The organism is Thalassomonas sp. M1454, assembly GCF_007097525.1.
GTDB lineage: Bacteria > Pseudomonadota > Gammaproteobacteria > Enterobacterales > Alteromonadaceae > Thalassotalea_A.
On record NZ_VKDD01000006.1, the window covers coordinates 1 to 24,316 of the forward strand.

General features: G+C 38.1%; 26 protein-coding genes and 1 riboswitch. Of the genes, 18 read left to right on the forward strand and 8 right to left on the reverse strand.

Annotated features, from left to right (window positions below; genetic code table 11):
- From FNN08_RS16550 to moeA, 3 genes are all read right to left on the reverse strand, one after another.
- The coding region (locus tag FNN08_RS16550) for an NmrA family NAD(P)-binding protein (protein ID WP_260679347.1) at positions 1 to 1,532 on the reverse strand (1,532 nt) is incomplete at its 3' end.
- A gap of 258 nt (positions 1,533 to 1,790) precedes the next feature.
- On the reverse strand, positions 1,791 to 2,321 hold the full coding sequence (locus tag FNN08_RS12690) for a hypothetical protein (protein ID WP_185962665.1): 531 nt from the start codon (positions 2,319 to 2,321) through the stop codon (positions 1,791 to 1,793).
- Positions 2,322 to 2,361: 40 nt separating this feature from the next.
- A complete protein-coding gene (gene moeA, locus FNN08_RS12695) occupies positions 2,362 to 3,603 on the reverse strand; it encodes a molybdopterin molybdotransferase MoeA (protein WP_143586368.1) in 1,242 nt (413 codons plus the stop codon).
- 214 nt (positions 3,604 to 3,817) lie between these two features.
- On the opposite strand from moeA, the gene FNN08_RS12700 reads away from it, so the two are divergent.
- The 11 genes from FNN08_RS12700 (at position 3,818) to FNN08_RS12750 (ending at position 11,915) form a co-directional block, all read left to right on the forward strand.
- Positions 3,818 to 5,041 carry an alginate export family protein gene (locus tag FNN08_RS12700; protein ID WP_143586370.1) on the forward strand — a complete coding sequence of 408 codons (1,224 nt, stop codon included), beginning with the start codon at positions 3,818 to 3,820 and terminating at the stop codon, positions 5,039 to 5,041.
- 62 nt (positions 5,042 to 5,103) lie between these two features.
- A riboswitch (molybdenum cofactor riboswitch) is annotated at positions 5,104 to 5,239 on the forward strand.
- On the forward strand, positions 5,227 to 6,198 hold the full coding sequence (gene moaA / locus FNN08_RS12705) for a GTP 3',8-cyclase MoaA (protein ID WP_143586372.1): 972 nt from the start codon (positions 5,227 to 5,229) through the stop codon (positions 6,196 to 6,198). Its footprint overlaps the riboswitch before it by 13 nt.
- A gap of 1 nt (position 6,199) precedes the next feature.
- Positions 6,200 to 6,781 (forward strand): molybdenum cofactor guanylyltransferase, encoded by a 582-nt coding sequence (locus FNN08_RS12710; RefSeq protein WP_143586374.1) that lies wholly within the window; start codon positions 6,200 to 6,202, stop codon positions 6,779 to 6,781.
- Positions 6,774 to 7,328: a molybdenum cofactor biosynthesis protein B gene (gene moaB / locus FNN08_RS12715; protein ID WP_143586376.1), complete on the forward strand. Its 555-nt coding sequence runs from the start codon at positions 6,774 to 6,776 to the stop codon at positions 7,326 to 7,328. Before FNN08_RS12710 ends, moaB begins: the two co-directional genes overlap by 8 nt.
- Before the next feature lie 4 nt (positions 7,329 to 7,332).
- Positions 7,333 to 7,833 (forward strand): cyclic pyranopterin monophosphate synthase MoaC, encoded by a 501-nt coding sequence (gene moaC, locus FNN08_RS12720; protein ID WP_143586378.1) that lies wholly within the window; start codon positions 7,333 to 7,335, stop codon positions 7,831 to 7,833.
- Positions 7,833 to 8,084 (forward strand): molybdopterin converting factor subunit 1, encoded by a 252-nt coding sequence (gene moaD, locus FNN08_RS12725; protein WP_143586380.1) that lies wholly within the window; start codon positions 7,833 to 7,835, stop codon positions 8,082 to 8,084. The genes moaC and moaD overlap by 1 nt, the downstream gene beginning before the upstream one ends.
- Positions 8,085 to 8,552, forward strand: coding sequence for a molybdopterin synthase catalytic subunit MoaE (gene moaE, locus FNN08_RS12730; RefSeq protein WP_143586382.1), 468 nt, complete (start codon positions 8,085 to 8,087; stop codon positions 8,550 to 8,552).
- Entirely contained in the window at positions 8,546 to 9,358 is an 813-nt protein-coding gene (gene modA / locus FNN08_RS12735; protein WP_143586384.1) for a molybdate ABC transporter substrate-binding protein, read from the forward strand. Before moaE ends, modA begins: the two co-directional genes overlap by 7 nt.
- The gene (gene modB / locus FNN08_RS12740; protein ID WP_143586386.1) at positions 9,358 to 10,053 is read left to right on the forward strand and encodes a molybdate ABC transporter permease subunit; all 696 of its coding nucleotides are present in this window, start codon (positions 9,358 to 9,360) and stop codon (positions 10,051 to 10,053) included. Before modA ends, modB begins: the two co-directional genes overlap by 1 nt.
- Positions 10,050 to 11,135: a molybdenum ABC transporter ATP-binding protein gene (modC, locus tag FNN08_RS12745; protein ID WP_143586388.1), complete on the forward strand. Its 1,086-nt coding sequence runs from the start codon at positions 10,050 to 10,052 to the stop codon at positions 11,133 to 11,135. The genes modB and modC overlap by 4 nt, the downstream gene beginning before the upstream one ends.
- A 36-nt stretch (positions 11,136 to 11,171) precedes the next feature.
- Positions 11,172 to 11,915 carry a HesA/MoeB/ThiF family protein gene (locus FNN08_RS12750; protein ID WP_143586390.1) on the forward strand — a complete coding sequence of 248 codons (744 nt, stop codon included), beginning with the start codon at positions 11,172 to 11,174 and terminating at the stop codon, positions 11,913 to 11,915.
- A gap of 72 nt (positions 11,916 to 11,987) precedes the next feature.
- Here the strand turns inward: FNN08_RS12750 and rmf are convergent, their stop codons facing one another.
- Together rmf and FNN08_RS12760 are read right to left on the reverse strand one after the other, a co-directional pair.
- Positions 11,988 to 12,161: a ribosome modulation factor gene (gene rmf / locus FNN08_RS12755; RefSeq protein ID WP_143586392.1), complete on the reverse strand. Its 174-nt coding sequence runs from the start codon at positions 12,159 to 12,161 to the stop codon at positions 11,988 to 11,990.
- A gap of 391 nt (positions 12,162 to 12,552) precedes the next feature.
- The gene (locus FNN08_RS12760) at positions 12,553 to 12,765 is read right to left on the reverse strand and encodes a DUF3820 family protein (protein ID WP_143586394.1); all 213 of its coding nucleotides are present in this window, start codon (positions 12,763 to 12,765) and stop codon (positions 12,553 to 12,555) included.
- 102 nt (positions 12,766 to 12,867) lie between these two features.
- Here FNN08_RS12760 and msrA point away from each other — a divergent pair, with 102 nt between their 5' ends.
- Positions 12,868 to 13,395, forward strand: coding sequence for a peptide-methionine (S)-S-oxide reductase MsrA (gene msrA / locus FNN08_RS12765; protein WP_185962666.1), 528 nt, complete (start codon positions 12,868 to 12,870; stop codon positions 13,393 to 13,395).
- Positions 13,396 to 13,436: 41 nt separating this feature from the next.
- Here msrA and FNN08_RS12770 read toward each other — a convergent pair whose 3' ends face one another.
- The 3 genes from FNN08_RS12770 to FNN08_RS12780 all read right to left on the reverse strand — a co-directional run bounded on the left by FNN08_RS12770 (position 13,437) and on the right by FNN08_RS12780 (position 15,281).
- On the reverse strand, positions 13,437 to 14,285 hold the full coding sequence (locus tag FNN08_RS12770) for a tetratricopeptide repeat protein (RefSeq protein WP_260679348.1): 849 nt from the start codon (positions 14,283 to 14,285) through the stop codon (positions 13,437 to 13,439).
- 113 nt (positions 14,286 to 14,398) lie between these two features.
- The gene (locus FNN08_RS12775) at positions 14,399 to 14,902 is read right to left on the reverse strand and encodes an LURP-one-related/scramblase family protein (RefSeq protein ID WP_143586398.1); all 504 of its coding nucleotides are present in this window, start codon (positions 14,900 to 14,902) and stop codon (positions 14,399 to 14,401) included.
- Between the two features lie 49 nt (positions 14,903 to 14,951).
- On the reverse strand, positions 14,952 to 15,281 hold the full coding sequence (locus FNN08_RS12780) for a hypothetical protein (protein ID WP_143586400.1): 330 nt from the start codon (positions 15,279 to 15,281) through the stop codon (positions 14,952 to 14,954).
- Between the two features lie 129 nt (positions 15,282 to 15,410).
- On the opposite strand from FNN08_RS12780, the gene FNN08_RS12785 reads away from it, so the two are divergent.
- The 6 genes from FNN08_RS12785 to FNN08_RS12810 all read left to right on the forward strand — a co-directional run bounded on the left by FNN08_RS12785 (position 15,411) and on the right by FNN08_RS12810 (position 24,307).
- On the forward strand, positions 15,411 to 15,758 hold the full coding sequence (locus FNN08_RS12785; protein ID WP_143586402.1) for a DUF2750 domain-containing protein: 348 nt from the start codon (positions 15,411 to 15,413) through the stop codon (positions 15,756 to 15,758).
- Between the two features lie 341 nt (positions 15,759 to 16,099).
- Complete coding sequence (locus FNN08_RS12790) at positions 16,100 to 19,150, forward strand: TonB-dependent receptor (RefSeq protein ID WP_143586404.1); 3,051 nt, start codon at positions 16,100 to 16,102, stop codon at positions 19,148 to 19,150.
- Positions 19,151 to 19,453: 303 nt separating this feature from the next.
- Complete coding sequence (locus tag FNN08_RS12795) at positions 19,454 to 21,004, forward strand: tryptophan halogenase family protein (RefSeq protein WP_143586406.1); 1,551 nt, start codon at positions 19,454 to 19,456, stop codon at positions 21,002 to 21,004.
- A gap of 40 nt (positions 21,005 to 21,044) precedes the next feature.
- Positions 21,045 to 21,779 carry a SapC family protein gene (locus FNN08_RS12800; RefSeq protein WP_143586408.1) on the forward strand — a complete coding sequence of 245 codons (735 nt, stop codon included), beginning with the start codon at positions 21,045 to 21,047 and terminating at the stop codon, positions 21,777 to 21,779.
- A 9-nt stretch (positions 21,780 to 21,788) separates the two neighbouring features.
- The gene (locus tag FNN08_RS12805; protein WP_143586410.1) at positions 21,789 to 22,805 is read left to right on the forward strand and encodes a cupin-like domain-containing protein; all 1,017 of its coding nucleotides are present in this window, start codon (positions 21,789 to 21,791) and stop codon (positions 22,803 to 22,805) included.
- 11 nt (positions 22,806 to 22,816) lie between these two features.
- On the forward strand, positions 22,817 to 24,307 hold the full coding sequence (locus FNN08_RS12810; protein WP_143586860.1) for a tryptophan halogenase family protein: 1,491 nt from the start codon (positions 22,817 to 22,819) through the stop codon (positions 24,305 to 24,307).
- Positions 24,308 to 24,316 lie beyond the last annotated feature (9 nt).

The following is a 24,316-nucleotide window of genomic DNA, read 5'->3' on the forward strand; positions in this document are numbered from 1 at the left end:
GCCATATCTTCACCCGTTAATAACTCTGGGCCTGTAATGTTGTAAGCTTTGTTGTCGTGACCTGATGTAGTTAATACATTAGCTGCCATTTCGCCGATATCAGCAACGTTTAATGGTGCTAAGCTACCTTCACGAATACCAAAGTATAAACCACCTTGTTTAACACCTTCAGCCCAGCCAAAGAAGTTGTCTTGGAAGAAGATAGTACGTAAGTGTGTCCAGTTAAGACCTGATTGCTCTAGGTACTTTTCACCCGCTCTAAATTGCTTACCGAATAAGATTGACTCATATTCAGAACCAAATACAGAGTAGAATAAAAATTGCTTAACAGAGCCTGCGTTTACTGCTGCATCGATTGCGTTTTTAGCATGTTGCTCTCTTTGCTCAACATTACCAGGGATCATAAATACTTTAGTAACGCCTTCATAAGCAGCAGTTAAAGTTTCAGCTTTATCAAGGTCGATTAATACAGTTTCAATTGCAGGGAATTTTGCTTTTAACTCAGCTGCTTTTTCAGAGCTGCGAACCGCTGCACGAATAGTTGCGTTAGTTTCTTTCTTAACTAAAGAATCGATAGTTGCAACACCGTTGTTACCAGCTGCGCCAATAATTAATACAGTTTCTTTTTCTGCTTCAAAAGCGGCTTTATTCGCTGTAACAAAATCTTTTAATGTTGTTAGAGGGCGACCTAATAATTTTTCACCATCAGGGCTAACCATAGCAGCTTGATTCGTTGCGAAAACTTCGAACAACTCTAACATGCCTTTTGCTTGCCACTCAGGCCAGCCTGTAGATAAAAGTGACTCTAATGTTTGCTCTGTTGTTGGTGAAACGTAAGCAACTTCTTTACCTGTAACATCAGTGAATACTTTAGCCATATCTTCACCCGTTAATAACTCTGGGCCTGTAATGTTGTAAGCTTTGTTGTCGTGACCTGATGTAGTTAATACATTAGCTGCCATTTCGCCGATATCAGCAACGTTTAATGGTGCTAAGCTACCTTCACGAATACCGAAGTATAAACCACCTTGTTTAACACCTTCTGCCCAGCCAAAGAAGTTGTCTTGGAAGAAGATAGTACGTAAGTGTGTCCAGTTAAGACCTGATTGCTCTAGGTACTTTTCACCCGCTCTAAATTGCTTACCGAATAAGATTGACTCATATTCAGAACCAAATACAGAGTAGAATAAAAATTGCTTAACAGAGCCTGCGTTTACTGCTGCATCGATTGCGTTTTTAGCATGTTGCTCTCTTTGCTCAACATTACCAGGGATCATAAATACTTTAGTAACGCCTTCATAAGCAGGAATTAATGATGCTGGCTTATCAAGATCGATAATCACAGTTTCAATTGAAGGAAATTGTTTCTTTAATTGTGCTGCTTTATCAGCACTACGAACTGCAGCTCGAATTGTTGCTTTAGTTTGTTTCTTTACTAAAGAATCGATAGTTGCAACGCCGTTATTACCAGCGGCACCAATAATTAAGATAGTTTGTTTGTTGGTTAATTTGTTCCAAAGTGTGTTTAGCATTCTATTCTCCAATATGACTTTTAGCCGTTGATTTATGGGATATCTATTTGATGGGAGAATAATAGAATAAAAATTGGACTAAAAATAACGGAATGATTTGACCGTTTAATTCAATTATTTTGAACTAAGTGTTTTTTGAATTGCTAAGCTTAACTTTAGCACTTGGCCTAGCGCTGATTGCACGCTGATAGCAGATAACAAGAAAGGTTTTGTAGTCTCGTATTTGCGAAGTGCTAAAGCTTATCTTGAGAAAGTTTTTTATTTAAAAATAACCTTACGCTCACTCGGTTTATAAGTACGTGATTCAGGTTTAGTCCATTCACCTTTTTTAAGGTAAGAGGTAGTTACGAGCATATTGCCATCAACTAAGGTGCTGGTTGACTTTACCTTGGTTATACCTTGCTGTGAGCCTTTCACATCTTCATAAGCAATGAAACTATTATCGCTAACAACCTCAATTGTACCTTTGGTATAAAAGTCTGCGGTAGTAAAATAGTAAAACACTAACGAGCTTTGAGCCTTATCCCAAAACAGCAACATTTCACCGCCGTACATGCCGTTATCGATAGAATGAGTTGAGCGAATGGCTTTGCCATTTAGCGCTCTTTCCCATAAAGCAACATCAGTTACCTTAGTTTTACCATCATCCATCAACATTTCAGACTGCCAGTTACCTAAAAAGCCTTGGAATTTCGCTAGAGGCTCAGCAAGTGGTTGTTCTGGAGTTTGCGCATTGGTATGCAAGCTTATCGATAGTAAACAAAAGACTATAATTGACAATATTTTCATGGCGTATTCCAAACGGTTGATTAAATTAAACCTAAGTTAGTTATTGAAAAACTGAAGTAAATGGCTCAACAATAACTGATTCTCCCGCTTCAACACTTCCTTGCTCAGCGGATAAAACAATAAAACAATTAGCTCGGCCTATACTTGATAGCACGCCAGAGCCTTGGCTACCTGTGCTAGTAACTTGTGCTAGACCTTGTTCATTATAGGACAATAAAGCTCGTTGGAAATCCATGCGTCCAGGTGATTTACGTAAAGGCGTTGTAGTTATAGCTGAAAATTGAGTGTTAGCTTTATAAGGCTGACCTTGCATTTTTTCGATACCAGGAACAGATAGTTTATAAAAGGTAACCAGTGCAGATACAGGATTACCCGGCAAACCAAAAAACACACTGTTAGGTAATTTACCAAAGGCAAAAGGTTTACCCGGTTTCATCGCTATTTTCCAAAAGTTAATGCTACCAAGTTCATCTAGAATATCTTTAGTGTAATCAGCTTCACCAACGGAAACACCGCCACTAGAAATAACCACATCAGCCTCTAAATCAGCTTTAATAAATGCATCTCGTATCGCTTGCTTGTCATCTGCAATAATGCCTAAATCCAGTACATTAACGTTTAAGCGAGCCAACAGCCCAAGTAAAGCAAAGCGATTACTTTCAAAGATGTCACCATCGGACAAGGTTTGCCCTGGGCTTTTTAATTCATCACCTGTAGAAAGGACTGCAACGGTGATCGGTGCAAACACTTCCACGTCAGCAATACCTAATGAAGCAAGCATGCCTAAATCAATCGCGCTAAGTTTATGACCTTTGCTAAAAACTGCCTCATTTTTGCTAATGTCTTCGCCACAATAGCGCACATTCGCCTGTGCTTTTGGTGCTTTTACTAATGCCATTGTGTTGTTATCAACACTGGTATTCTCTTGCATAACTACAGTGTCACAACACTCGGGAAGCTTAGCGCCAGTCATTATGCGGATACATTCTCCCACGTTAGTTTTGCCTGAGTAAGGCTCACCAGCAAAAGAGCGCCCTACAACTTGCATAGTTTGTTCGCCACCTAAGCTAAGAGATGATGAATGAAAAGCATAACCATCCATAGCAGAGTTATTATGAGGAGGGACATTTACCGGAGAAACTACATCGGCAGCCAAAACGCGATCGAGACAATCTTCAATTGCTAGCATTTGAGTTTTTGTCGCACTAGGCACGTTATCAAGTAACTGCTTTAAAGCAGTATTAAAGGGCATTAATCCAGGAGCAGAACAACAATCAGACATAAGAAGAAAATTTATTATTAAGTGATGAATGAATCCTAATAGATTGTCACTAAAAACTAAATTAATTTAAAAAAATAATAACTATTTATTTACAATTATATGATTTCAATCAATGTTAGTAGTCACAACTTGCAACATTATAACCACACTATAAAAACACAATTAAATAAAAACAAGCATAATACTTAAGCGAATAGAAGTATCTGGAGAGAAAATGAAAAGCGTAATTATAAATAATAACAATACCTTAAAATTAAGCTCGTTAGCTTTGGCCTTATTAGCGAGTTCTTCTGTAAATGCTAATGTTGGAGATGATTTATCCTCAGCAGTTAAATCATCGAAAGTTGATGTTTCATTGCGATACCGAGTAGAAGCAGTCGATCAAGACAGTCTACCCGAAGAAGCACTAGCATCTACATTAAAAAGTAGATTAACGGTAACTACAGGTAAAGTTTACAATTTTGGCGCTCAAGTTGAAGTCGATGATGTAACTTACCTAGGCAATGACAGTTTTAATAGCACAATCAATGGCAATACCGATCACCCAGTAGTGGCTGATCCTGAAGGTACTGAAGTTAATCAAGCATCGCTTAGTTATTTTGGTAAGTCATATACCGCAACAGCTGGTCGCCAACGCATTAATTTAGATGACCAACGCTTTATCGGTGGGGTTGCATGGCGTCAAAACGAGCAAACTTTTGATGGCTACCGTTTACAAATGACACCTACCAATAAAATCAGCTTAGACTTGAGCTATTTACATAACGTTAATCGCATTTTTGGTGAAGACAACCAAGCAAAATCTGATTTGCACGGTGCTGTAGCTTTAGTGAATGCAAAATATAAATTAAACAAAGAGCATGCTGTTACTGCATATTACTATGGTATGGAGTTTGATAGCGCAGCTACTATGTCAAATGACACTATTGGTGCAACATACAATGGTAACTTCCCAATTGGTGATAACAAACTCGTACTAAAAGTTGGAGTAGCTAGCCAATCAGATGCTGGTGATAATCCTAATTCTTACGATGCGACTTACAGTGTTGTAGATGCAACAGTGAAATTTGATAAGTTTAGTGTAGGCGCAGGTATTGAAACACTTGGTAGTGATAACGGCGTTGGTTTTCAAACACCTTTAGCAACCGCGCATAAATTCCAAGGTTTTAGCGATCAATTCTTAAGTACTCCTGGAGATGGTATTCAAGATACTTACATTAAAGGCGCAACTAAGTTAGGACCTGTTGCTTTATCTGCAGCGTATCATGTATTTTCAGCCGATGATGGTGATGCAGATTTCGGTGATGAAATTAATTTAGTCGCAGCTTACAAAGTAAACAAGCAAATATCTACTATGGTTAAAGCAGCCAGCTATAGCGCAGATGACCATAACAGCGATACGACTAAATTATGGTTTATGGTAAGCGCAAATTTTTAACCACTGCTTTACAATAACTTTACATTGCCAGTGGAGCTCACCTTAGTAAAGTGCTAAGGTTAGATACAATTAATCGCCGAGCTTTGTGTTTCTAAGCTTTTTTAGTATGAAACCTAAGCCGTGGCTATAAGCCACCAGGGCTAACAGGGAAACCGGTTAGCCTCCCCCTATTTGGAAAGGTGAACATGCTAGAAGATAAATTTGGTCGCAAGTTTTATTACTTGCGTCTATCTATTACCGACGTTTGTAATTTTCGTTGTAATTATTGCTTACCAAATGGTTATGAATGTGATCATGACCGCGACTTTTTAACTGTGCCTGAAATAAAGCGCATTGCTAAAGCGTTTGCAGAAATGGGCACGGAAAAAATTCGCATAACCGGCGGCGAGCCAGCTCTGCGCAAAGACTTACCTGAAATTATTCGTACTTGTAAACAAACTCCAGGCATAAAAACAGTCGCTTTAACAAGTAACGGTTTTAAATTACGAGAACATCTACCTCAATGGCTAGATGCAGGCTTAGATGCGCTTAATATCAGCATAGACTCTCTTGACCCAAGGCAATTTAATGCCATTACCGGTAAAGATAAACTCGATGAAATATTAGCCGGCATAGATATGGCATTTGCTCGCGGTTTTAATAACATCAAAGTAAATACCGTATTAATGCGCGAATATAATTTACATGAAATGCAGAGCTTTTTAGATTGGGTAAAAGTAACCCCTATTAGCTTACGCTTTATTGAGTTAATGCAAACAGGTGATAATAAAGAGTTTTACGATAAGCAGCATGTTAGCGGTCAATCGATAAAAGATCAGTTGTTAAAAACTGGTTGGTTACCAATTCATAGAGGCAAAACTGCAGGCCCTGCACAAGAGTTTGCACACCCTGACTATAAAGGCACGATTGGTTTAATCATGCCTTACTCGAAAGATTTCTGTAATACCTGTAATCGCCTGCGCGTTAGCTCATTAGGCAAACTGCATTTATGCTTATTTTCTGAACAAGGTTTATCACTTAAAGATCATTTACAAACAGATGATACCGAGGCGTTAAAACTACATATTAAGAGTTTAATGTTTGACAAAAAAGCAACTCACTTCTTACAAGATGGTTTTACTGGTGGGACCAAGCATTTATCTATGTTAGGAGGTTAGCATGAGCTGTATTGGTGTCGTACTCGCAGGTGGTTTATCAAGCAGAATGGGAACTGATAAAGCTAAGTTACAACTTGGTGAGCAAAGCATGCTTAGTTTCAGTCAAGATCTATTGCGCCGGGCAGGTGTAGATAAAGTGATCTGCAGTGGTGAAAATGTTGGCGGAATCAAAGATTTATACCAACAAGGTGGCCCTTTAGCGGGGATCTACTCAGTAATAAAAAGTGAACGACCACAAGCTATTTTAGCCATACCTGTTGATATGCCATTTTTAACCAGCAAACAACTAACCGAGTTAAAACTTAAAGGTGAACTAAGTCAAAGAGCGACTTATTTTAATGACAGCTCTTTACCAGTTTACCTACCGGTTAATGCGTTAGTTAGCCAATATCTAGAGCAAGAATTTAGCTCAAGCAAATTTTTAACTACTGGCAAAGGCCCTTCTTTTAAACAAGTTTTTAAACGTTGCAATGCCCTATCCTTGCCATTAAAAGATCAACAACAATTAATAAATACCAATACTCCTGAGCAATTTAAACAAGCTCAGCAGATATTAACAAAGACTAGGAGTAATTATGTCTAATAATAAAAATGGCGGTCATGGCGGCACTGTATTTCAACCATTGAATATTGCAGTATTAACTGTTTCAGATACGCGCACAGAAGAAAATGATACTTCAGGTCAAACTTTAGTTGAACGCGTACAAACTGCAGGGCATAAGGTGGCAGAAAAAGCTATTGTAATTGATGATGTTTATCAGCTGCGCGCTATTATTTCCCGTTGGATAGCTGATGATACTATCAATAGTGTTGTCGTTACCGGCGGTACCGGTTTTACTGCCCGCGATAATACGCCTGAAGCAATTATGCCTTTGTTTGATAAAAACGTAGAAGGTTTTGGAGAGCTATTTAGACATGTTTCGTATGGAGAAATTGGCACTTCAACGATTCAATCTCGTGCCTTTGCTGGCATGGCAAATAATACTGTAATTTTCTGTATGCCAGGCTCTACCAATGCTTGTAAAACCGCTTGGGATAAAATAATTAAAGAACAATTAGATGCCAGTCATCGCCCTTGTAATTTTGTGCCTCATTTAAATTTAGCGCAAAACTGTGATACTCGAGGTTAATGTTATGTCATTAACTAAAGAAGCAGATAATACTCAAGAGTTAACTCACTTAAACGCTAAAGGCGAAGCCAATATGGTCGATGTTACTGAAAAAGCAGTAACTTCACGAACAGCTCGCGCCGAAGGTTTTATCAGTATGAGCGATAAAACTTTCAGTATGATCGCCAGCGGTGAACATGCCAAAGGTGACGTTTTTGCCGTTGCTCGTATTGCCGGTATTCAAGCGGCTAAAAAATGTAGCGACTTAATTCCATTATGTCATCCTCTTATGCTTTCTAAAGTACAAGTAGACTTTGAATTAATTCACGAAACCAAACAAGTTCGTGTGATCAGCTTATGTAAATTAACTGGGCAAACTGGTGTTGAAATGGAAGCTCTAACCGCTGTTTCAGTTGCAACTTTAACCTTATTTGATATGTGTAAAGCGGTTGATCCATTGATGGTAATTTCTAATATTCGTGTATTAGAAAAACAAGGTGGAAAGTCAGGAGATTGGGTAGCGTAATGACTATTAATGTATTATTTTTCGCAGCCTTTAAAGAACAACTTGATTGTGCCGAGCTGCAAATTGAAGCAGCTACAGTGCAGACTGTTGCTGATTTACAAAGCATGCTTATTGCAAAAGGCGATACTTGGAACAAAGTACTAAATACCCCGTCATTATTAACCGCGGTTAATCACACCATGGTTGATAGCGAATATGAAATTAAAGCAGGTGATGAAGTTGCTTTTTTCCCTCCGGTAACAGGTGGATAAATGAGCATTCCATCTATCAGTACTAGCATAAAGGTTCAATTGGAAGACTTTGATTTTGCTCTGGAAGTTGATAATTTAGAAGCAAATAATAGCACCGATGGCGCTGTTGTTACTTTTATTGGTCGAGTTCGTGACAACAATGATGGTTTAAAGGTTGAACATTTATTTTTAGAACATTATTCTGGCATGACCGAAAAGTGCTTAGCTGACATAGTTGAACAAGCTAGAGCACAATGGCAAATAGGCAATGTTTGTGTCATTCACCGTTATGGCCAACTTAATATTGGCGATAAAATAGTGTTTGTTGGCGTTACCAGTAAACATCGCAAAGATGCTTTTTCAGCCGCTGAATTTATTATGGATTATTTAAAAGTCAGCGCACCATTTTGGAAAAAAGAACAAACCGAGCAAGGAGAGCGTTGGGTTGCAGCAAAACAAAACGATCAACTTGAGGCCAATAAGTGGTAAACCTGCGTTTAACAATAATAACTTTAGTCATTTTTTTAAGTATTTCTTTACCTAGCAATGCGCAAACTTTGCGTATTGCAGTATCAGCAAACTTCGCTAAGCCAGTAGAAAGACTGGCTCAGATATTTTCAAAATCAACTCCGATCAAGCCACAAATCACAGTGGCATCAACAGGCGTTTTGTACCAACAAATAAGGCATGGCGCACCATTTGATTTGTTTTTTGCTGCCGATATAAGACGCCCGCAATTACTGGAAGAGCAAGGCTTAGTCTTTGATGAATACCGTAAAACCTATGCTATCGGGCAAATAGCTTTATGGTCGGCAACAAGTAAAACCGAAATTCAATTAGAAGACTTAAGGCAATATAAGGGACGTATAGCTATAGCGGGACCGCATATTGCTCCTTATGGTTTAGCAGCCAAAGAGGCATTAATATCATCGAATTTATGGTCTAAATATGACGATCAATTAATCGTTGGCAATAATATCAATCAAACCTACCAACAAATTTTTACTGGAGCAGTTAAGTTTGGCTTTATTTCCTATAGCCAACTACTAGATTCAAAAGTAGGTAATGGTGTGTTAATCGACCAAACCTTGCACCATTCGTTAGAGCAGCAGATGGTGGTATTAAAAAATGCTGAAAATATCGATATAGCCGCAAAGTTTTTTGAGTTTGTTTTATCTAAACATGCACAAGAATTTTTAGCTACGCAAGGTTATTTGGCCGCTATTACAGTACCTAAAATAACAAATGAATCTACAACTAAGGCAAGTGATAGCTCACCGACAAAGGAAGGTTAGTGGAAAACTACAATGAATGGCTAGCACTGGCTACCACATTAAAATTAGCAGCAATAACAACCATTATTTTATTAATCATTGGCACCCCTCTGGCTTGGTATTTGAGTAAAATCAAAAGTCGCTTCAAAGTATTACTTGAAGCATTGGTTGCTCTGCCTTTGGTATTGCCCCCCACCGTATTAGGCTTTTATTTACTTATTTTATTTTCGCCAACTAGCATGCCAGGAAAGTTCTTTCAAGATGTTACAGGTTCATCATTAGCGTTTAGCTTTACCGGCATTTTAATTGGCTCGGTAATTTATTCACTACCATTTGTTGTGCAACCTCTGCAAAAAGCATTTGAACAACTTGGAGACAATTTATCTGAAGCGGGCTCTATGCTAGGCGCTAAAGGTTTAGATCGATTTTTTAATATTACAGTGCCGATGACTAAGGCTAGTTTTTTAACCGCAGCAAGCTTAGGGTTTGCCCATACCGTAGGTGAATTTGGTGTAGTGTTAATGATAGGCGGTAATATTCCTGGTGAAACACGAGTGCTATCTATCGCTTTATTTGATCATGTAGAGGCGCTAAATTACAGCACGGCTCATTGGCTAGCGGCAAGTTTACTTGTTGCTTCAGTGGCAATGTTAGCTCTGATTTATTTACTTAACTTTCAATCAGAAAAGAAAGTTAAAGCCAGAGGTATAATATGAGCCTCAAATTCAACATAGAGCTAAGTTATCCTAATTTTACCTTAGACTGTCAGCATGACCTTAACTTAGATGGGATCACAGGTATCCTTGGTCATTCTGGTTCAGGTAAAACAAGTTTATTGCGCATTATTGCCGGCCTTAATAGACACGCAACAGGCTCTATTTCACTAAAAGACACAGATTTACAAGACAGCGCCAACAAACATTTTATTAAGCCTGAGTTAAGAGACATAGGTTTTGTATTTCAAGATGCGCGCCTGTTTCCACATTTAAATGTGCTTGGTAATCTAGAGTTTGCAGCAAAACGATGCCCTTCATCTACTTTAACTATTGATGAAGTAATAGAGTTAACCCAGATAAAACACTTAGCTGTGCAACACGTTGAGTTATTATCCGCCGGTGAAAAACAACGAGTCGCACTAGCTAGAGCGCTTTTAGCTGAGCCGAAGCTATTACTACTAGATGAACCGCTAAGCGCCTTAGATAATAAAGCAAGAAGTGCAATGGTCAACTTACTACGAACCATTCATCAACGCTTAAATCTGCCGATGATTTACGTAAGTCACAGCATAATTGAAATTCAGCAACTAGCAGACGAAGTGTTGGTTATGGAAAATGGCAAAATAGTTCAGCATGGCCATGTTCATCAGGTAATAAATAATTTAAACGCCAACATTAGCGATGAATTTAGCACGCAAACCAGTTTAACTCTTAAAGTAAAACAGCATTTAATTAATTTCGGCTTAACCCAGCTCGACTTTGAAGCGCCGAGCTCAGGGCAAGTCAACTTATACAGTAACTTGCAACCGCAAGCATTAAACTCTTCTTTGCGTTGCTATATATTGGCAAGCGATATTAGTATTTCTCGGGAAGAGCCGGCAATGAGTTCCATTATGAATTCCTTAGCAGGAAAGATTACAGATATTACTCGCTTAAATAAAAATGCAGCGCTTGTTAAAGTCGATATTTTAAATCATATTTTTAGCGTTAATATTACCCGTTATTCAGTTGAACGTTTGCGCTTAGCCAAAGATGACAATGTTTTTATTCAGTTTAAAGCTAGTGCGATCCGCAGTTATTAATTGCTCGCGGCTTTATAAATAAAGTAAGAGATTTTTATGTTAACCAGTAATGAACAACTGCGCTATTCAAGACAATTACTACTAAAAGGCTTTAGCGAAACAGAGCAACTACAATTAAAACAGGCAAAAGTATTAGTTGTTGGATTGGGCGGCCTTGGCAATCCTGTTGCTATGTATTTAGCCGCAGCAGGCGTTGGCCAATTAATTTTAGCCGATGGCGACAGCATAGATATCACTAACTTACAAAGACAAGTAATGTTCCATAGTGCGCAAGTAGGAAAAAATAAAGCCGAAATAGCAAAAGAGCATTTAACTAATCTTAACCCTGAAATAGATATTGAAGTTATCGATGAAATGCTAGATTTCGAGCAACTTGATTACTACGCGAGCGAAGTGGATTTAATCATAGATTGTACCGACAACCTTAGCGCACGTTACGCCATTAATCTTGCTTGTGTTAATCATAAAACGCCTTTGATCAGCGGCGCAGCTATCCGCTTTGAAGGACAACTCTATATCGTTGATCCAAGGGTTGATAATTACACTTGCTACGAATGTTTTTATCCAAAAGATAAAGGTGAACCTGCCCTTAATTGCTCAACAGCCGGAGTACTAGGTCCCGTACTCGGCGTTATAGGAAGTATGCAAGCATTAGAGGCAATAAAGCTACTCACCAATAAACCAGTAAGTACCAATAAAATAAAAATTTTTGATGGCTTATCAGGACATTGGCAAGAATTTAACATAAGCAAACGCACTAACTGTATTTGCAAAAGTTAAACGCCTATAAACACAAAAGCCTTAACATATTAATGTTAAGGCTCTATTTTCTCATTACTTGATTTTTGTTAGCTATTTAAACAACCCTGAATTTCGGTCCGAAATGGCATCTCGCCACCCGCCTAGCCATTGTGATTTTACGTCAACATTTTGATATGGACATTGTTCTTTATTTTTACCACTTAAGCCTGCTTGATATCCCTTTGAATGCGCTCGTCCTAATGGATCACGTTTTTGTCTTTTCATAGATGAGTCTCCTATTGTGAGTAAGATAGCCGAAAAAACTGCATCGGTAGACAACATCAAATTAATCTTTAAAACTAAGATTTAGCTAGAAAATTAAATTAATGAAGTACATTTAATTTAAGACTAAGGTGACAGCTTAGCAACCTGTTTTTTGTAACCCTGAATGCATTTTAAGATGAAAATTAACGAGTGAAATGCAACTCACAAACGAGTAATTTAATGGAGATGTTTTTTTACTAAATAGATGAATAAAAATACAGACATTAATTGCTAATAAAAACATCATGTTATTATTTTAGGCTGAATCTGGGGTGGAAAAAACAAAGAAACAACTGTACGAAAATCAATCAATTATTTTTATCGAAACAAGGAATGTTAATCTAAAAAAACATTAATCTTGCACTAACGGCAACAACATATCTTCTAAACCATTAAGCTTAACTTCATACATAAGTGCTAACTGTTCACCTAGCTTGCCTGCGGGAAAGCCTTTACTGTGAAACCAGACTAAATAAGGCTCTGGCAAAAATAATAATTTTCTACCTGCGTATTTACCAAAAGGCATCACCATATTTACGGCTTCGAGAAGTTTTTGTTGATCCATGCTTTATCTAAAAATAACGATATAAATAATAAGACTATGTTCCCACATTTTGTTTTAGATGTTTATACTTAAACACTAATTAAATTAAATAAGATAAAAACAATGCAAACTGCAATATTAGGTGGTGGCTGCTTTTGGTGTTTAGAAGCGCCGTATCAAAGAGTAAAAGGTGTGATATCAGTTGTATCTGGTTATATCGGCGGTCATGTAGACAATCCGACTTATCAACAAATTTGCTCAGGAACTAGTGGTCATGCAGAAGTGGTAAAAATCGAGTTTGAGCCAAGTGTGATTAGTTTTAGCGAGCTGCTTGACGTGTTTTTTAACATTCACGATCCAACCCAATTAAATCGCCAAGGCAATGACAGCGGTACGCAATATCGCTCAGCTATTTTTTATCAAGATGAACAGCAACAACAGCTAGCTCAGCAGTACATATTACAATTATCTAAGCAGCAAGTTTGGTCACAGCCTATTGTGACCACCTTAGAGCCAAAGCAAACCTTTTATCCAGCAGAAGACTTTCATCAGAATTACTATGATAACAACCCTAATCAACCCTACTGCCAAATAATGATCAGCCCTAAATTGGCCAAACTAGAACACCTATTTGCAGACAAGCTTAAATAAAATCAAGAGGTGGATTATCAAGGTGTCTGACACCTTGATATTTAGTACATCATTGAGAAGAGTTTGCGGCGGTATTTGCTTGCTAGAGGATCACCGTCAGGTAGTGCGGCTAAAACGTCTAATAGCATTCTTTTACTATCGCTATCGTTTCTATCTTTTAGCATTAATCCATATAACAATACTAGGGCTTCTTCTTGACGGTTTACTTGGCTATATTGCACCGCTAACGATCTTGCCACCTCTGCGTTTTCTGGGTCACTTTGGTGTTGTTGCTCAAGCGCCTGGATTTCAGGAGAGTTAGATGCTTGTTGGGCTAACTCTAATTTAGCCATTAATGATTGATAATAGCTGTCTTGATCAACCATTAATATGGTTGCTAATAACTGCTCGGCATCATTTATCTTGCCAAGGCTAATGTAAGCATCAGCCAAGGCCAGTTTAATATCACTGCGTTCACTACTTAATTGCTGAGCTTGTAGTAATAAAGGTAGTGCCTCATTCGCATTTCCAGCTTCTAATAACTGTAGTGCTTGCATCAACAAACCGTCTTCGGCTTTTGGTAAATGCTTATCCAGAAACACAGATAATGTTTCGTCTGTTTGCGGACCTGAAATACCATCAACTGGCTGACCATCTTTAACTAAAACTGCAGTAGGTAAACTTTGAATACCAAATTGCTGGGCAATGGCTTGCTGAGATTGGCAATCAACCAAACCTAAGATTATTTGAGTACTGTGGGGCACGACAGCAGTAGCAAGTTTATCTCTTAACTGTACGCTTTCTGGGATTTGCTCTGCCCAAAAGGCAACTAAAATAGGCGTAGTTTTAGATTGTTCTAGGATCACCTGTTGAAAATTTTCGGGAGTGATATGGATAATATTGTCTGACATTTGCAAGCATCCTGATAATAAATGGAGATAAACGACTTATCGCTATGGCTAAGTTAATATGGGCTAACAGCCATAATTACAAGTCGATATTGGTAAAAGTGATATTTACTGGGTTAGTTTTTGTCATTACCGTGGTGAATGGCATCGATGACGATAAGTAAACTTACGATTATCTCATTTAAACTTTCATCATGTACCTCTAAGCCGTAGGTATCACGAAATGAAAACATCTCTTTACTTACTTGTGCTAGCACCTGACCATTCTCGGTAAAGCTGTATTCATGTGATAAAAAGTTACCGGTTATTTCCAGCTCCCTTGCTCCTGCTCCAGGTTGGTCAATGGTAACTAAAAAGCGGCTACTAAAAAGCGGTAGGAATGTTTTGATAATTTGCGCATGCGAACCATCATTCAATAGAATATGAAATTGTGGTCTAAAGCTGAGTAACTTTTGCTTTATTTCAGCTAAAACGTTTTCTTTATTATCAAACAAAGTAAAGCGTTTACCGATACTAAAAAACTTACCTTCAACGAGATAAACAATTTCGTCTTGTTCATTTTTTATTTCAAACTTTTCGGTGATTGATAAAAATTTTTGCTTTAACTTGAATGTTGCCATTTATTTTTCCAACTTATTATTATTCTACGCTTATTGTTCAAAGCTAAAATTAATTATGCTCGCTAGTGATTTTATCATCTATGTATTCACACCAAGCGCGACTCTCAAGATCTGGGACTTGTTCATTGTCACGTAAACCTAATTTAAATTCAATCACCGACTTCCACTCTAAACTACCTAAGTCAGGACCATGCCCTGCACCGTCACTGGTACTTATATAATCTTCAACATAAACAAACCATTGCTGTGAACAGGGCTCTAGCACAACAAGAGAGTTAAGTTCATCTTGAGTTTTACCCGGTAGGTTATCAGATGAGCATGCCGATAAATAAAACGATATCAAACAAATAGTCAAACCACGCCAAAAAGAACACTGCATATAATGCCTCTAGAATTTAAAATCACTTTAATTTTAGCAAGTTATTTTACTTAGACTAAATAATAAACGGTATAAAATTCGATTTTAGTTATATAATAAGTGCAATGAATTTTAATCTAGGAATAGTTAATGAGCGAAGTTAACCAAGATTTATCTGCTTTTGTAGCGGCAGTTAATGAAGAAGAAAAAGTGTGGGCACTACAAAATGCCGATGGTGATTGGGTTGTATGTGACTCAGCAGAATTTGAAGGCGCTGATGTTATGCCAATTTGGTCTAATGCTGAAGCTGCTAAGAAATTTTGCGTAGATGAATGGCACGATTACAATGCTGCAAGCATCATGTTAGAAGAGTTTTTAGAAGATTGGATTAGCGATCTTAACGAAGACGGTGTTTTACTTGGCGCAGAATGGCAAATCCAAGGCGAATGCCCTGAACTTGATGCCATTGAACTTGCTAAGTTAGTTGTTAATGCTTAAAAACCTTAAATATTAATAAACAAGCAAAGGCTGAAATATTTTTCAGCCTTTTTTATATTCTATAAAATACTATCCCTATCTATAAAAATGTAAGCAATGAAACATTGCTCTACCTGATAAAAACTCATTAGATACATATCAATAGCGCGTACAAATTCGAACAAACCTGTAACTTTGTGCAATCTGGTTGTAAATTTATTGTTGACCTAAAAGCCATTTTAAATTACCTTAATGGAAGCGCTTACATTTTTTCACACATAAAAATGTAAGCGCTTACAAAAAAATATACTTACATTAAACGTCACTACATAAATAATAAAACTAATCTTGGGGAGAGAAAAGTGGATTACAAAACGTTTAACAAATCAAAATTAGCGACAAGCTTGTCACTAATTTTAGGCGCTTCAGCAATGAACGTAGCCTACGCTGCAGAAGAAACAACAGCTGTAGAGCAAGATGTAGAAGTTATTGAAGTAACGGGTATCCGTGGTTCATTAACAAAAGCAATGGATATTAAACGCAGTAGTTCTGGTATTGTTGAAGCGATCAACGCTGAAGATATCGGTAAATTTCCAGACTCAAACTTAGCTGAATCACTACAACGTATTTCTGGTGTTGCTATTGACCGTAACAACGGTGAAGGTAGTAAAGTAACCGTTCGTGGTTTTGGTCCAGATCGTAACTTAGTTTTATTAAACGGTCGTCAAATGCCAACAACAACGGGTGATCGTTCGTTTGATTTTGCTAACATTGCTTCTGAAGGTGTTAGTGGTGCTGAAATTTACAAAACTAGTGATGCATCAATCGCAACTGGTGGTATTGGTGCAACGATTAACATTTTAACGCATCGCCCTATGAACAACCCAGGTATGGTTGCTACATTTGGCGTTAAAGCTGTTGATGATACTTCTGCTGATGATGGTGATCTTACTCCTGAACTTTCAGGCTTGTACTCAAATACATTTGCTGATGATAAATTTGGTATTTCAATTTCAGGTTCTTACTCAGAGCGTGAAAGTGGTAACCAACAAGCAGAAGTAGGAACAGGTTGGCGTTCATTTACCGCCCCTACTGACCAAGATTGGTCAGGAGCTCCAGGCTCTCAACCTGAATGGGGTGGCGTACCAAAAGATGGTCAAGTAAACCGCCCTACTGGCGTTGATGAGATTTACTCGGTTCCACAAACAACTATTTACAAATTTGAAGAACAACAACGTGAACGTATTAACGGTCAGGTTGTTTTCCAATACGCTCCTACAGATAATTTTAAAGCGACTTTAGATGTTACTCATATGAGTAATGAAATTGATCGTCAATACAATGATGTTTCAGCTTGGTATACGTTTGCTCCTTCTGAAAACGTATGGACTGATGGCCCGGTTTCATCACCTCTTTATTACTCAGAAAACTATGGTGCTGATAATAAGCAAGATTTATCTATGGGTGCTGGTATGTCTGGTACTAAAGCAGAATCAAACTCAATCGGTATCAATTTAGAATGGCAAGTAAACGATAACTTATGGTTAGAGCTTGATCACCACTCTTCTGAAGCTGAAGAAACACCAAACAGTCCTTACGGTAGCTCAAACGTAATATCAACGGCTGGTTTTATTCGTGAAGCAGCAGCAACTGATTTCACTGGTGACTTACCAATTTTAGCTGTACGTGGCGCAAATGGCGTAACAAAAGCGGATATGTTAGTAACAGGTTCTTGGTTTAGAAACGACGATAACCGCTCTGAAATCGACCAAACACAAATTAACGGTAAGTACGAGTTAGATGAGTACGGCAGCATTGACTTTGGTGTTGGCTTACTTACATCTAACAAGCACAATCGTGCAGTACAAGTTCAACGTAACGATTGGGGTGGTGTTGGCGCTGCAGGTGATTTAGCTGGTATTGGCGGTGATATTGATAGCGTTCAAAATCAATTTGATGATGTTGATGGTGGTAATTTTGAAAATCACCCTGATGGTCCAGACGGTTTTGAAATCGTTGATACAATTTTCATGTGGGACTTTGCCGAGCTTCGTGATTTCGCTGAAGCAAACTACACACCAGACAATGTTGTTGGTGGCGGTGATTGTGGTACATTATTCTGCCCATCTTCAGATTACAGCCGCGACACTGACCGTTTTGTAGAAGAAGAAGTAACTTCTATTTACGCACAGTGGAATTACGAGGGTGAAATTGGCGATATGCCATTTGAAGTACAAGTAGGTATTCGCTATGAAGAAACTGAGATTGATTCAACTTCTGTAGTACCTGATTACACAGGTAATAGAACAACTTGGGTTGGTGATACTGAATTTGTTATCGCACCATCGGAGTTAACTTCGGCACAGTCTAAATCAGGCTCATACGATCATACTTTACCTAACTTCAACTTCAACTTAGAAGTTACCGACGATATTATCTTACGTGCTGCGTATAGTGAAACTATTGGCCGTGCTTGGTACGGCGATTTACAAGGTGGTACAACAATTGGTACAACCTTTAATAAGTCAGGTGCAAGTGGTAGTTCAGGTAATCCTAACTTAGAACCTTTAGAATCGACTAACTATGATTTAGAAGCTTCATGGTTTTACAGTGATTCAAGCTATGTTTCTCTAGGTTGGTTCCAAAAAGACGTAACAAATTGGATACAAGCAGGCACAATTAACGATACTTTATTCGATTTACGCCATCCTGGTGACGGTCCAAAGCTTCAAGCTGCATTAGCTGCAGGTATTACTGATGCTGGTCAACAAAAAGAATGGATCTTTGATAACTACGGAGATAACCCTGAAGTATATAAAGATGAAAATGGTAACATTTTAATCGATGGTATTGCTGAAGATGAATTAGTTGAGTTTTTAATTGGCGTTAAAGTTAACGATGATATTGAAAACACTTTTGATGGTATAGAGTTTGCTGTACAACACATCTTTGGTGATACAGGTTTTGGTACGTTTGCTAACTATACAATGGTTGATGCGGGTGATGATTACAATAACCTATTATTAACAGGTGGCACTGCTACAACTGGTAACCAAGACATTATCGGTGGTTCAAATGATGGCGTGCAAACAGGTATATCAGATACGGCTAACTTAGTATTTTTCTATGAAAACTACGGTATTTCAGCTCGTATCGCTTATAACTGGCGTGATGAATACCTAGAAGCTACTTACCAAGGTACAGGTGGTAACCCAGTTTATGTTGAAGAATATGAGCAAATCGATTTTAACGTAAACTACACCTTCCAAAGTATGGAACAATTATCGATATTTGTTGAAGGTATCAACATCACTGATGAGTTCCGCCGTAAACATGGTCGTAGCTCTACTGAAGTACTTAACGTAACTCAGCAAGGCGCACGTTACAGTGTTGGTGCACGTTATACTTTCTAAGCAGTTAAAGGCTTGATTTTATAACAATAGAAATAAAGCCGCTGATATTTAACAGCGGCTTTTTATTTTCTTTTTTAATCAAACTCTATGATTTTTTAAAGGGAACTATGTGCTCAATACTAAGCAAAAATATATCGTTAAATTCATAATATTTCCTACCCTGAACATTTATGTATAGATAGATATAACAAAGCCATATATAGTATTTATAAGCCATGTAGGCCCTTTTAAAAAATCATATTAAGTAATAAAGAAGTTATCTCATCGCTTGCTAGCAATTAGGTAATTTGCGAGATAAGTTGTATGGATCGCCCAATAAAAAAAATAGTCATTGTTGGTGGAGGCTCAGCCGGTTGGTTAAGTGCAGGTATTATTGCTGCAGAGCACCAGACAGAGGGCGAACATGGTATTGAAATAACTTTAATCGAATCACCAGATGTTGCAACGATAGGAGTGGGTGAAGGCTCTTGGCCATCGATGCGTCAAACCCTTAAAGCTATTGGCATTAGTGAAACCGAATTTTTATTACAATGTGATGCAACCTTTAAACAAGCATCAAAGTTCGATAATTGGATATCTGGCGCAAATGACAGCTATTTTCATCCTTTTTCTCTGCCTAATGGCTTTTTTGAAGCTAACATTGCCGAATTTTGGCAAGCACATAGTCAACAAGTCACATTTGCCGATGCTACAACCGCACAAAGCCACCTCTGTAAGCAAGGCTTAGCTCCGAAACAAATTACTTCCCCTGAGTACGCATTTGCTTGTAATTATGGTTATCACTTAGATGCCGGTAAATTTAGCCAATTTTTACAAAAACACTGCTGTGAAAAATTAGGCGTTAACCATGTATTAGATCATGTGGTTAATATCAACAACCACGAAAATGGTGATATTGCCTCAGTTTCCACTAAACAAAATGGCGACATTGCAGGTGATTTGTTTATTGATTGCACGGGTTTCAAGTCACTCCTATTAGGGGAGCATTACAACATTGACTTTATCAGTCAAAAACATGTGTTATTTAACGATACTGCATTAGCAGTACATGTACCTTACCCTGAAGAAAATAGCCCAATTGCTTCTCATACCATATCAACAGCACAAACGAGCGGTTGGATTTGGGATATTGGTTTACCTTCTCGTCGTGGTGTTGGCCATGTTTATTCTAGCTCGCACATATCTGATGATGAAGCCGAGCAGCAATTACGCTCTTATATTGCGCCAACAATGTGCTCTGACCATAACCTCACTGAGATAAGAAAAATATCAATAAATCCAGGTTATAGAAGTAAGTTTTGGCATAAAAACTGTGTCGCAATAGGCATGTCTTCAGGCTTTATCGAGCCGTTAGAGGCATCTGCATTAGCCATGATAGAGCTTTCTGCCAAAATGGTTGCAGAGCAGTTACCAGCAAATAGACAAGTAATGGATATTACCGCGAAACGTTATAACGAAAAATTTAGTTATCGTTGGCAACGTATTATTGAGTTTTTAAAACTGCATTATGTATTATCTAATCGTACTGAGCCTTACTGGCAAGATAACAAACATTCTGAAAGCATTCCTGAGCATTTAGCTGAGTTACTTACTCTGTGGAAATATCAAACGCCATATAGCTACGATACACATCACACCGAAGAGTTATTCCCTGCGGCCAGTTTTCAATATATTCTTTACGGTATGGGATTTAAAACACAACTTCCAGAGCGTGCAAAAAGAGAAGATAAAAGTTTGATCGCAAACAAGATATTTAACGACAATATTGCGCATACTCATAAATTAATCAATGCTCTATCAACTAATAGAGAGCTACTGAACAAGATAAAACAATATGGGCTAAGTAAGGTTTAACCTTACTTGTCGATATTAAATAATAATTACGGAGATCAACATGGCAAATCATGCATTAGTTAACCCAGTTGCACATAAAGACATTAAAATCATTACCGACCGAAGTGCAAAGTATGGCGACAACCTTTGGTATGCACTAACTTTCCCTAGAGAATTTCGTAGTGCGCAAGCTCATTACCCAATCTTTTTTAATAAAGATCCTAATACAGGTAAATTTGTAGCAGTAGCATTGTTTGGTTTTAAAGATAAAGAAAATTTATTTTTAGATGATGATGGCTGGCATGCTAGCTATATACCAGCATCTGTACAACGCCATCCTTTTTTAATTGCAAATCAAACAGTTACTGAAGATGGTGTAGAGCACAAAAAACGTATGCTTACTTTAGATATGGACAGCCCAAGAGTAAGCCATGTTGAAGGTGAGCCTTTATTCTTACCTTTTGGCGGTAATTCAGATTTCCTAGATAAAACCGCAAGCATGATGGAAGCGTTACATTTAGGCGCTATTGATGGTCAAAAATTTACCCAAACATTAGCTGATCTCGACTTACTCGAACCATTTACATTGGATGTCACTTTAAATAATGGTAGCCAACACCAAATGATTGGTTTTTATACCATAAATGAAGATAAGTTAGATGCCTTAGATATTGAGCAATTACAAGCATTAAAAGATGCTAAATACTTACAAGCGATTTATATGGCTATTGCTTCGCAAAGTAATATCCGCTCACTTATCGACAAGAAAAATGCTTTAGTCGCAGCTCAGGCATAATAACACCCTATGTTGAATATAAGCCAACAAGTTGAAGAACTTCATGATATCAAAGCAGACAATATACCTGATTGGATTTTTTCAGCTGATAAGCCTTTAATACTGCGTAATTTTGCAAGTGACTGGCCATTAGTAAAAGCAGGCCTTGAATCGAATGAAGCTGCTTGTGATTTACTTCGAGGCTATTACCAGGGCGTACCGGTAAATGCTTGTTATGGCGCGCCTGAAATCAACGGGCGAGTATTTTACAACGAACATGCTAATGGCTTTAACTACTCGGTAAGCAAGGCTGACTTAAACCTTGTGTTAGATAAACTTTTAGCTCATCAAGATGATAACCAGTCACCTACAATGTATGTTGGCTCAACAGAAGTTAATAGCTTTTTACCTGGGTTTAAACAGCAACACAGTACATCTATCGATCAATTTAGGCCATTAACCAGTATCTGGATTGGCAATCAGAGCAGAATAGCCGCTCATTATGATTTCCCGCTAAACTTGGCTTGTTCGGTCGTCGGTAGACGTCGGTTTACCCTATTTCCACCTGAGCAGATAGAAAATTTATATGTTGGCCCTATGGAGTTAGCTCCTGGTGGACAAGATATTTCAATGGTTGATTTTGACAACCCAGATTTTGATAAATTCCCTAAATTCAAACAAGCAATAGCTAACGCCCAAGTTGCAGAGTTAAATGCAGGCGATGCCCTATTTTTGCCGAGCATGTGGTGGCATCATGTACAAGGTTTAGATGCAATAAATATGTTAGTCACCCATTGGTGGCGAGACACGCCCGCATTTATGGGCCGCCCAAACAATGCACTACTAATGGCAATGCTAAGCTTACGAAACTTACCAAAATCCCAACGTAAAGCATGGAAAAGTATATTTAACCATTATATTTTTGACCACGACGAACAACAAATTGACCATATACCCGAAAATGCGCAAGGTATGTTAAAAAAACCAATGGATGAATTAACTGCCCGTAAAATACGTGCTGAATTAATAGAGAAATTAAAGCGATGAACGATACTCAAATGAATAACAAAGCAATTAAAAATGTCGTTATTGCTGGTGGTGGAACCGCCGGTTGGATGGCTGCGGCCTCTTTAAGTAAATTACTAGGTAAAACAATAAATGTCACTCTAGTTGAATCTGATGATATTCCAACCGTTGGTGTTGGTGAAGCAACAATTCCTACCCTACATATTTTTCATAGTTTATTAGGTATTAATGAAGCCGAGTTTATGGCAGCAACAAATGCTACTTTCAAACTTGGCATCTCATTTGAAAATTGGCGAGATGTAAATAAAGACTATATCCATTCTTTTGGCTTTTTAGGGCAAGATTGTTGGGCTTGTGGTTTCCAGCATTTTTGGCTTAAAGGCTTACAAAAAGGTATGGTTTCAGAAATAGGTGATTACTGTCCTGAGCACCTTGCTAGCCGTGAAGGTCGATTCGCTGTACTTGCTAACCAAGATCTTAACCATGCCTACCACCTTGATGCCGGTTTATACGCTAAGTTTTTACAAAAAATAGCGTTTGACCATGGTTGTACTCGTGTTGAAGGAAAAATAGATAAAGTTAATTTAGATGAGCAAACAGGCTACATAACGAGCTTAAACCTAGGCAATGGTAAAGTGGTCGAAGGTGACTTATTTATCGACTGTACTGGGTTTAGAGGTTTACTTATTGAAGACGCCTTACATACTGGCTATGACGATTGGAGCCATTATTTACCTTGTGATAGTGCTATTGCAGTACAAACAGAAACAGTAGGAAAACCTGTACCGTATACACGTTCTATTGCTCGTGATGCAGGCTGGCAATGGCGCATACCTTTACAAAATAGAACAGGTAATGGCTTTGTTTTTTGCAGTAAATACATGAGCGATGAAGAAGCAAAGCAAACATTGCTTGAAAATATCGAAGGCAAGTTATTGAACGAGCCTCGTGTGATAAAGTATAAAACCGGTGCTCGTCGTAAGCACTGGAATAAAAACTGTATCGCAGTTGGCTTAGCATCTGGCTTTATTGAGCCGTTAGAATCAACTGGAATTCATTTGTTCCAAAAGGCGGTTGTACGCTTATTACAACTATTTCCATCTCAAGGCATTAACCAAGCTGACGTTGATGAATACAATGAGCAAACTAAAAGAGAAGCGGATAACATTCGTGACTTTATTATTCTGCACTACCACTTAACAGAACGTCGTGATTCTCCATTTTGGCGCTATTGCGCAACTATGCCAATCCCTGAATCATTAGCTCATAGAATGAAATTATTTAAAGAATCTGGGCGAGTATTTAAGAAGACTGATGACTTATTTGGTGAGACATCCTGGGTACAAGTAATGATGGGACAAGGCTTAATGCCTGAGCAATATCACCCAATCGTAGATATGATGTCTGATGATGAGCTGCAAGGTTTCTTAAATAAAATAAAAAACGGTGTGCAAAAACGCGTTGCTAATTGGCCTGATCATAATGACTTTATTGCTCATTACTGTAAGGCAAAAACTAATTAAGACTCAGCC

Bases quoted from the DNA above. Each gene is read 5' to 3' on its own strand.
- FNN08_RS12690 (WP_185962665.1), bottom strand. From the start codon at position 2,321: ATGAAAATATTGTCAATTATAGTCTTTTGTTTACTATCGATAAGCTTG.
- moeA (WP_143586368.1), bottom strand. From the start codon at position 3,603: ATGTCTGATTGTTGTTCTGCTCCTGGATTAATGCCCTTTAATACTGCT.
- FNN08_RS12700 (WP_143586370.1), top strand. From the start codon at position 3,818: ATGAAAAGCGTAATTATAAATAATAACAATACCTTAAAATTAAGCTCG.
- moaA (WP_143586372.1), top strand. From the start codon at position 5,227: ATGCTAGAAGATAAATTTGGTCGCAAGTTTTATTACTTGCGTCTATCT.
- FNN08_RS12710 (WP_143586374.1), top strand. From the start codon at position 6,200: ATGAGCTGTATTGGTGTCGTACTCGCAGGTGGTTTATCAAGCAGAATG.
- moaB (WP_143586376.1), top strand. From the start codon at position 6,774: ATGTCTAATAATAAAAATGGCGGTCATGGCGGCACTGTATTTCAACCA.
- moaC (WP_143586378.1), top strand. From the start codon at position 7,333: ATGTCATTAACTAAAGAAGCAGATAATACTCAAGAGTTAACTCACTTA.
- moaD (WP_143586380.1), top strand. From the start codon at position 7,833: ATGACTATTAATGTATTATTTTTCGCAGCCTTTAAAGAACAACTTGAT.
- moaE (WP_143586382.1), top strand. From the start codon at position 8,085: ATGAGCATTCCATCTATCAGTACTAGCATAAAGGTTCAATTGGAAGAC.
- modC (WP_143586388.1), top strand. From the start codon at position 10,050: ATGAGCCTCAAATTCAACATAGAGCTAAGTTATCCTAATTTTACCTTA.
- FNN08_RS12750 (WP_143586390.1), top strand. From the start codon at position 11,172: ATGTTAACCAGTAATGAACAACTGCGCTATTCAAGACAATTACTACTA.
- rmf (WP_143586392.1), bottom strand. From the start codon at position 12,161: ATGAAAAGACAAAAACGTGATCCATTAGGACGAGCGCATTCAAAGGGA.
- FNN08_RS12760 (WP_143586394.1), bottom strand. From the start codon at position 12,765: ATGGATCAACAAAAACTTCTCGAAGCCGTAAATATGGTGATGCCTTTT.
- msrA (WP_185962666.1), top strand. From the start codon at position 12,868: ATGCAAACTGCAATATTAGGTGGTGGCTGCTTTTGGTGTTTAGAAGCG.
- FNN08_RS12770 (WP_260679348.1), bottom strand. From the start codon at position 14,285: ATGTCAGACAATATTATCCATATCACTCCCGAAAATTTTCAACAGGTG.
- FNN08_RS12775 (WP_143586398.1), bottom strand. From the start codon at position 14,902: ATGGCAACATTCAAGTTAAAGCAAAAATTTTTATCAATCACCGAAAAG.
- FNN08_RS12780 (WP_143586400.1), bottom strand. From the start codon at position 15,281: ATGCAGTGTTCTTTTTGGCGTGGTTTGACTATTTGTTTGATATCGTTT.
- FNN08_RS12785 (WP_143586402.1), top strand. From the start codon at position 15,411: ATGAGCGAAGTTAACCAAGATTTATCTGCTTTTGTAGCGGCAGTTAAT.
- FNN08_RS12795 (WP_143586406.1), top strand. From the start codon at position 19,454: ATGGATCGCCCAATAAAAAAAATAGTCATTGTTGGTGGAGGCTCAGCC.
- FNN08_RS12800 (WP_143586408.1), top strand. From the start codon at position 21,045: ATGGCAAATCATGCATTAGTTAACCCAGTTGCACATAAAGACATTAAA.
- FNN08_RS12805 (WP_143586410.1), top strand. From the start codon at position 21,789: ATGTTGAATATAAGCCAACAAGTTGAAGAACTTCATGATATCAAAGCA.
- FNN08_RS12810 (WP_143586860.1), top strand. From the start codon at position 22,817: ATGAATAACAAAGCAATTAAAAATGTCGTTATTGCTGGTGGTGGAACC.